The sequence below is a fragment of the Thiohalorhabdus sp. Cl-TMA genome, from assembly GCF_041821045.1.
GTDB lineage: Bacteria > Pseudomonadota > Gammaproteobacteria > Thiohalorhabdales > Thiohalorhabdaceae > Thiohalorhabdus > Thiohalorhabdus methylotropha.
In genome coordinates this window covers 342,202-350,342 of sequence record NZ_JBGUAW010000004.1, presented here as the reverse complement: position 1 = coordinate 350,342, position 8,141 = coordinate 342,202, and the positions used below count along the sequence as shown (strand labels likewise).

At 67.7% G+C, this 8,141-nt stretch carries 7 protein-coding genes; 4 read left to right on the top strand and 3 right to left on the bottom strand.

Translation table 11 applies throughout. From position 1 onward, the window contains the following. Positions 1-98: 98 nt before the first annotated feature. Positions 99-1,343 (bottom strand): dicarboxylate/amino acid:cation symporter, encoded by a 1,245-nt coding sequence (locus ACERLL_RS07820; protein WP_373655510.1) that lies wholly within the window; start codon positions 1,341-1,343, stop codon positions 99-101. A 159-nt stretch (positions 1,344-1,502) separates the two neighbouring features. On the opposite strand from ACERLL_RS07820, the gene ACERLL_RS07815 reads away from it, so the two are divergent. Together ACERLL_RS07815 and ACERLL_RS07810 are read left to right on the top strand one after the other, a co-directional pair. After that, positions 1,503-2,585: a L,D-transpeptidase gene (locus tag ACERLL_RS07815; protein WP_373655509.1), complete on the top strand. Its 1,083-nt coding sequence runs from the start codon at positions 1,503-1,505 to the stop codon at positions 2,583-2,585. Further along, complete coding sequence (locus ACERLL_RS07810; protein WP_373655508.1) at positions 2,582-3,457, top strand: CPBP family intramembrane glutamic endopeptidase; 876 nt, start codon at positions 2,582-2,584, stop codon at positions 3,455-3,457. Before ACERLL_RS07815 ends, ACERLL_RS07810 begins: the two co-directional genes overlap by 4 nt. 85 nt (positions 3,458-3,542) lie before the next feature. Here ACERLL_RS07810 and ACERLL_RS07805 read toward each other — a convergent pair whose 3' ends face one another. After that, entirely contained in the window at positions 3,543-4,064 is a 522-nt protein-coding gene (locus ACERLL_RS07805) for a hypothetical protein (RefSeq protein ID WP_373655507.1), read from the bottom strand. 60 nt (positions 4,065-4,124) lie between these two features. Continuing rightward, positions 4,125-5,264 carry a class II fructose-bisphosphate aldolase gene (locus ACERLL_RS07800; protein ID WP_373655506.1) on the bottom strand — a complete coding sequence of 380 codons (1,140 nt, stop codon included), beginning with the start codon at positions 5,262-5,264 and terminating at the stop codon, positions 4,125-4,127. Positions 5,265-5,458: 194 nt separating this feature from the next. Between ACERLL_RS07800 and ACERLL_RS07795 the strand changes: the two genes are divergently transcribed. Both ACERLL_RS07795 and ACERLL_RS07790 read left to right on the top strand, forming a co-directional pair. Continuing rightward, complete coding sequence (locus tag ACERLL_RS07795; RefSeq protein ID WP_373655505.1) at positions 5,459-6,481, top strand: LysR family transcriptional regulator; 1,023 nt, start codon at positions 5,459-5,461, stop codon at positions 6,479-6,481. 244 nt (positions 6,482-6,725) lie between these two features. Beyond that, positions 6,726-8,141, top strand: a complete 1,416-nt coding sequence (locus ACERLL_RS07790; protein ID WP_373655504.1) for a form I ribulose bisphosphate carboxylase large subunit — start codon at positions 6,726-6,728, stop codon at positions 8,139-8,141.

Sequence of the window (8,141 nt, the reverse complement as noted above, 5' to 3'; positions counted from 1 at the left end):
AAGCTGGATGTGGTGTTCACCTTCTTCATCCACTTCGCCCTGATTATCGAGGCCTTATTAAGCGTTAACAGGCCCTAACGGGTGGTATCGGCCCGGGGCTAGCGTGCGGGGGCGTCTCCAGCGGCCGGGCCCCAGCGCCCCATGAAGCGGTGGACCACCGCGCCGCCCACCGCGTCCCCCCAGACGTTGGTGGCCGTGCGGAAGCGGTCCAGCAGCCAGTCCACGGCCAGCAGCAGCCCGATCCCCTCCAGCGGCAAGCCTACGGCGTTGAGGACGATGACCATGGTCACGAGGCCCGCCTCCGGGATGCCGGCGGCGCCGATGGCGGCGAGGGTGGCCGTAACGAACACAATAGCCTGTTGGGCCAGGGTCAGGTCCAGCCCATAGGCCTGGGCGATGAACAGTACCGCGCACGCCTCGTAGAGGGCGGTGCCGTCCATGTTGATGGTGGCCCCGAGGGGCAGGACGATGCGGGCGGCCCGGGGATCCACGCCGTTCTCGCGCACGCCCTCGATGGTCAGGGGAAGGGTGGCCGAGGAGCTGGCCGTGCCCAGGGCCACGAACAGCGCCCGCAGCATGGTGACCAGATAGCTCAGCCCCCGTCCCGCCACCAGCCAGAGAATGAGGAAGAGCACGGCGGCATGGATGGCCAGGGCCGACACCACCGTCACCACGTGCCAGGCCACCGCCGTAAGCTGATCCACCAGGGCCTCGCCGCCGCCCGCCTGGCCCAGCCGGCCCGCCACCAGACCCAGGATGCCGAGCGGGGCCAGGTACATGAGCCAGATCACCAGCTTCATGATCACTTCGTTGAAGCTCTGGAAGAATTCCGCCACCGGCCGTCCGGTCTTGCCCACCGCCAGCATGGCCACCCCGAAGGCCAGGGCGAAGACGATCAGGGGCAGCAGCTTGGTGTCCGCGGCGGCGGCCACCAGGTTCGGTGGCAGGATCGAATCGATGAAGGCCCGGGCGTCCGCGCCGCCGCCCTCGGCGATGGTCTCCGGTAGCCGCCCCGCGGCCTCCAGGCCCACGCCGGCCCCGGGCTGGATCCAGTTCACCATGAGCAGGCCGATGAGCACGGCGATGGCGGTGGTGACCAGGTAGTAGACCACGGTCAGACCGCCGAGGGCGCCGAAGTGCCGGACGTCCCCCACGCTGGCCACGCCGCTGATGACCGCCGCCAGCACCAGCGGGATGACCAGGATCTGCAGGGCGTTGAGGAACACCGTGCCCATCCACGCGACGGCGGCCACGGCGGTCCCCCCTTGCCAGCCCAGGGCAACCCCCAGCAGCACCCCGAGGACGATCCCGGCGAGTACGACGACAGCGTGTTTATGCGGCATGGCGGGCCCTTGTGCGGTGGAAGGCGAATGATTCCCGTCAGGCCCCGGATGGCGGGGACACGGGTGCATCGCCTGTCGGAAGGGGTTAGCATATCCGTGTCCGGATTTCCTGGACAAGTGAAGACCCAAGGGGAGGTGATGGTCGCAGCTACCGTCGGAATGTACAGATCCCGCGCCGCCGTATGGCTCTCTTCCCTCGCGATTACGGGCCTGCTTCTGCCCTGCCGGGCAGGGGCCACTTCCGGACCCACCTCCGAGCTCTCCGCTTCCCGCCCCACCGTGGAAGCCGTCACTCGCCCCAAGACCTTCCAGCTGCGCCGGGAGGCTCCCTTGCGCCAGTGGCCCGGCGGAGAGACAGTGGAACGGTGGGAAGGGGACACGCTGCTCACCTCGGACCGCCGGGCGGGGGAGTGGGTCCGCGTGACCGGCCATTTCCCGCAGGGACACTGGCAGCCCATGGAGAGCCCGCTCTGGGTGCGCGCGGAGCACCTGCGCATCGTTCGCCCGTTCCGTCCCAAGCACCCGGTGCGCCAGCGGGTCCGGGCGCGGACCTATCGGCTGGAGCGGGACATCCTGGTCCGTGACCGGCCGCGGGGTCATCCCGTCGCCACCTGGGAGGAAGGGGACAAGTTCACCGTGCGCTGGCGGCGGGGCGGCTGGCTGGAGGTTTCCGGCTATTTCCCTGAGGGCCGCTGGAAACCGGTGGAGCGTACCCTCTGGGTGCCCGCCGGCGCGGCGCGTGACGTCAGCCCGCCCCCGACGGTCCCCCTACCGGAGGGGGCCGAGCGGCACATCGTGGTGGACAAATCGGAGTTCCAGCTCCGGGTCCTGGAGGAGCGGCCGGACGGTTCGGAGCAGCAGCTATATTCCACCGAGGTGGGCCTGGGCATGGATGACTGCCTGCCCGAGGAGCAGGGCGGGAACTGCTATTACACCGAACCGGGCGACTACCGGGTGCGGTGGCGCATCTACAAGCCGGACGGTATCGACTGGTGCATTCCCGACTCCATGACGAAGGAGGAACGCTATGCCGAGGACATCGAGAAGGGCAAGCGCTGCTTCGAGGGAGTCCTGGGGAAATTCGCCTTGAATATTGGCAAGACCTACGCCATACACGGCACCAACAATCCGGACAGCATCGGGCGCAAGGAGAGCCACGGCTGCATCCGGGTGCGGCCCGAAGCGGCGAAGGCCCTCTGGCGCTACATGCGCGAGGGAGACCGCGTAACGATCCGGCCGTGAAGCGGAGGGCGGCCCGGCTCCCCTGGGCAGTCCTCGGCCTCCTGGCGGCGGTGCCGGCCGGAGCCGCCCCGGTCCATCCCTGGGCGGGCCTGGGCAGTCTTTTGGTGCCCGGCCTCGGCCAGGAAGTGCAGGGCAGGCACGGCGCCGCCGCCGGACATTTCGGCCTCTGGCTGGGCACCTCGGCGGGCTCCCTGGCCCTGGCCAGGGAGCCGGACTACCTGGGCCCCGATGACCGTTCCGACGAGAACGGCCGGATCCTGTATTACAACCGCACCACCTACTACGCCGAGCTCCTCGGCAGCCTCTCCACGAATACCGCGTTCTATTCCGCCTACGACGCCTTCCACGGCGGCGCCCCCGAGCCGGCGGGACAGCTCTGGCGGGCCCCCTTCCGGCCGGACTATCTGACACGGCCCACCACACTGGGGCCCCTGCTGCTCCGTGCCGCGCTGATCTTCAGCGGCGGAGGCAGCGACTGGGCCGTTATCACGGACGAGGATCTCTCCCCCTACGAGGTGGCCGCCGCCAATACCCTGCGCTACGAGGGAGTGGCCATCGGCGAGGAGGCCTTCTTTCGGGGCGTGGTCAACGATACCACCGCCCGCGCCTGGGGGCCGTGGCTGGGTGTTCCCGCCTCGGCCCTGGCGTTCGGCCTAGCCCACTCCGGTCGCGCGGGGACCGCCGACGTGGCCGGCGCCTCCGCGTACGGGCTCTATCTGGGCGGTCTGCACGTACGCAACGGCTACCGCCTGGGCGAGGGGGTAGCCCTGCATTTCTGGTGGAATTTTCTTACCGCCGTGGACTATTTGAAGAACGGCAAGGAGCGCAAGGATTCGGCCTTCCCCGTGCTCCGGCTGCAGGGACGGTTCTAGGGGAAGAGAATCCTGCAGGGCAGGCTGGTGGCCGGCTAGCGATTTACGCAGGAGCCCCGGCACGGGCCCGAAGCCGTGCGCCGGACTAGCTGGGGCGGATGATGCCGAGGTCGGGCTGGGGCGTCAGACACCCGTCGTCCGGATCCTGGGTGATGGCCCCGGTGAGGGTATCCGGGAACTGGACCGCCAGGCGCCCTAGAAGCGTGCCGATCTCGGGGGCCGGGGTGGCGGAGCCGAAGCACGGAGCGAACGCTTGCCCGGAGCGGTCCCCGCCCGGCCCGCCCCGCTCCAGAAGCAGGTCGAGCAGGCCGGTCAGGGTCTCGATCTCCCCCTGGGGGCCCGGATCGGCAGCCAGCCAGCACACGTACCACGCGCCCTCGAGGCCGCAGCTCTCCCGTATCCGGGGCTCCCCATGACAGCTTCCGTCGCCCCCGAGGCTGAGCGCTGACACCGTATCCAGCGGCGAGGGATCCAGCCAAACTCCGAGCAGGGGCTCCTGTGCCGGTCCCTCCCGTTGCCGCGCCCACCGATGGCGTAGAAAGAGGCCAACCGTCTGGCAGACCAGTGCCAGGGGGGAATCGGAATGGGCCACGGCAAGCAGGCTCATGACCGGGCTACCGCGATGGATGCCGGATTGGCGGGATGTAGGGGCGCGGAACGGCCGGGCTCATGCCAGGTTCCTCCGGGTGCCCGGTGGCAGGGGCGTCACCTTGTTGGCGACTGCCTCCTGGCCGGGAGGCTCCGGTGGGTCCGGCGAGGTGCGCTTGTCGGTGTCGGTCCGGCTGAATTGGATCCGGGTGCAGCCCTCGATGGCGGGATGGATGGCGCCATTGGTAAAGGCCGCGTGATCGGGATGGTGCTGGAAGCTGGACAGGGCCTTGGGGTGGCACAGCCGCACCCGCCACGCAAAGTGATAGGGCGCCTCGTCCAGGTTGGCCCGCATTCCCACCGCTTCCCGGACTCCGGGGATGCGGCGCAGGACGCGCTCGCCCCGGGCGAGCGCCGTCTCCGTATCGGCCTCGGGCAGTTCGGGGAAGTTGTATAACAGGATCTGCTCGGCGGTTTCCCAGGGCGTGCACTGGGCGAGCACCTCGGCGGCCCGGCCTGCGGCGCCCCAGATCCGCATGACGGACTCGGCTTCGGCGGCCGTGATCGGCACGGGGGCGCTGTATCCGATGGCGGCCACGCCGTTCCGGATCAGGCGCAGGTACTGGTTCTCGGAGAGCCCTTCCCCGGCGTCCACGGAAAGGGGGGCCCCCAGCGCCTTGTGGATCCGCTTGAGCCGTGCATGGTCCAGCTTCCCCTTGCCGGAGTCCTCGCCGTCGCCCAGGTCCAGGCGCAGGCTGTCGATGCCGCTGCGGTCCACGAACCGTTCGGCCTCGGCCGGGGTGGTGACGAGATGGGCCCCGGGCTCGGCCTCGACGGACAGGCCGCATGCGTGCGCGGTGGCCACCACCTCACTGACCTGCTGGACGCTCTGTGGGAAGGAATCTCCCAGCTCCCGGACCCGAAGCCCGTTGCACCCGAGCCGGATGAGGCGGGCCGCCGCTTCCGGATCGCTGGAGACCGCCGCCTGGATGGCTACCGGAACCTCGGCCCGGGAGGCCGCGCTCTCCACGGCCGGCAGCAGCACCTCGAGCTGCATCCCGTCGGCCACCTCGGGGACCAAGAGGACGGGCGCCCGGGATGCCTCGGCGGCCGCTATTACACCGGTCAGGGATTCCAGATCGCGTATTGCGAAAGCGCCCACGGCATACCCGTGCCGGTAGGCGTGGGCGAGCATATCGTTCATGTCAGTCAGGGCCATGATCAGCCTTCTCCATTGCTGGCTGCGGCTACCTGGATCGGGACTGCCGGCCTTTTCCGCCCCGTACCCTCGGGGGCTCACCGTCGGCTGGGCCACAAACCCCTTGCAATCCCGACCATTTCACGCAAGTATTCTGGCTCGCCTGACGCATAAATAAAATTCGTTTTTTCGATCGTTTGTATAGGTAAACGTCAATGTCTGGAGCCGGAATTGATCTGGCGCGGAAGGTTACCTTGCGTCAGCTCAAGATCTTCGAGGCCATTGGCCGCACCGGGAACGTTACCCGCGCCGCCGAGGATCTGTTCCTCACCCAGCCGACCGCTTCCATGCAGGTGAAAAAGCTGGCGGAGGCCGTGGGAATGCCGCTGTTCGAGCAGATCGGCCGTCAGGTGCACCTGACCGAGGTGGGGCGGGAGCTCTACGAGACCTGCGTGGAAGTGTTCGGCAGCCTGGAGCGGCTGGAAATGCAGGTGGCGGACATGGAAGGGCTGAGGCGGGGTACCCTGAAGGTGGCGGTGGTGACCACCGCCAAGTATTTCGCGCCGCACGTCCTCGGCCATTTCAAGAAGCAGTATCCCGGCATCGACATCTCCCTGAAGGTCTCCAACCGCGAGCGCGTGCTCGAGCGGCTGGCCTTCAACGAGGACGATCTCTACATCATGGGCCGAAAGCCCTCCGAGGGTATCGAGGTGGAGGCGGTTCCCATCGCCCCCAATCCGCTGGTGGTCATGGCCCCGCACGGGCACCCGCTGGAAAACGAGTCCGACATCCCGCTCGATCGCCTGATCGATGAGCCGTTCATCGTTCGGGAGGAGGGCTCCGGTATTCGTCAGGCCACCGAGCAGCTGTTCGAGGAGGCCGGTCTGCAGCCCAATATCATCATGGAGCTGGCCAGTAACGAGGCCATCAAGCACGCGGTGGCCAGCGGCCTGGGGCTGTCCGTGCTTTCCCTGCACAGCCTGACGCTGGAGGGCAGCAACGGGCCCGTCGGCGTGCTGGACGTGGCGGGATTCCCAATGGATCGAACCTGGTACGCCGTCTACCCGCGCGGCAAGAAGCTATCTGTAGTCGCCGAGTCCTTCCTGGAATTCATGGTGGAGGAAGGGCAGCGCGTCTCGGAGCAGATGGATCAGCTCCTGAACAACCTGAACCATCCGCAGGCTCGCCCCGTTTCCGATGAGCCGGATGCGGGTCGGGGCGGCGGCGAGGGTCGCTGAGCTCCGCTCCGTGAGGAGTCGGTCCGACCGGGGCCGGCTCCCTCATTCCTTCTCCGGTACCCCCTTTCCGGTGCTCCCCGCTTTTCCCGTCTTTTTTCCATTGCGTGGCCATCCTGAGTCCGCCATCCGGGCTCATCCGAAAACCATCTATGGATTTCATCGACGCAATCGATTGGAATCTATTTCTGGCTATCGGTTAGCTTTTCAGCCGGCAACGTAACCGTGGCAAGCGAGGAGTGTTCCGATGGCAAGTAAAACCTACGAGGCAGGGGTCAAGGACTACGCCCAGATGTACTGGGCCCCTGACTACGTCCCGCTCGACACCGACCTGCTGGCCTGCTTCAAGGTGACCCCCCAGGCGGGTGTGCCCCGGGAAGAGGCTGCAGCGGCCGTGGCGGCCGAGTCCTCCACCGGGACCTGGACCACCGTGTGGTCGGACCTGTTGACGGACATCGAATACTACAAGGGCCGGGCCTACCGTATCGAGGATGTCCCCGGCGACGACGAGGCCTTCTACGCCTTCATCGCCTACCCCATCGATCTGTTCGAGGAGGGATCGATCACCAACGTGCTCACCTCGCTGGTGGGCAACGTATTCGGCTTCAAGGCCATTCAGGCCCTGCGCCTCGAGGACGTCCGCTTCCCGATTGCCTACGTCAAGACCTGCATGGGCCCGCCCTTCGGCATCCAGGTCGAGCGTGACCGCATGAACAAGTACGGCCGGCCGCTGCTGGGCTGCACCATCAAGCCCAAGCTGGGTCTGTCCGCCAAGAACTACGGTCGCGCGGTGTACGAGTGCCTGCGGGGCGGCCTGGACTTCACCAAGGACGACGAGAACGTCAACAGCCAGCCCTTCATGCGCTGGCAGGACCGCTTCGAGTTCGTGGCGGAGGCGGTGCAGAAGGCCACGGCCCAGACCGGCGAGCGCAAGGGCCATTACCTGAACGTGACCGCTCCCGACCCGGAGCAGATGTACGAGCGCGCCGAGTTCGCCAAGGAGCTGGGCATGCCCATCATCATGCACGACTTCCTGACCGGCGGCTTCACGGCCAACACCGGCCTGGCCAAGTGGTGCCGCAAGAACGGCATGCTGCTGCACATCCACCGCGCCATGCACGCCGTGATCGACCGCAGTCCCAAGCACGGCATCCATTTCCGCGTGCTCGCCAAGTGCCTGCGGCTGTCCGGCGGTGACCATCTGCACGCCGGCACCGTTGTGGGCAAGCTCGAGGGCGATCGCGCCTCCACGCTCGGCTTCGTGGACCAGCTGCGCGAGTCCTTCGTGCCCGAGGACCGCTCCCGCGGCGTGTTCTTCGACCAGGACTGGGGCTCCATGCCCGGCGTATTCGCCGTGGCGTCCGGTGGCATCCACGTCTGGCACATGCCTTCGCTGGTGACCATCTTCGGCGACGACTCCGTGCTGCAGTTCGGCGGCGGCACCCTGGGCCACCCCTGGGGCAACGCGGCCGGCGCCGCGGCCAACCGGGTTGCCGTGGAAGCCTGCGTCGAGGCGCGCAACCAGGGTCGCGACGTGGAGCGCGAGGCGCGCGAGATCATGACCGAGGCGGGACGCAACAGCCCGGAGCTTGCCGCGGCCATGGAGACCTGGGAGGAGATCAAGTTCGAGTACGAGACGGTGGACAAGCTGGAGACCAACTAG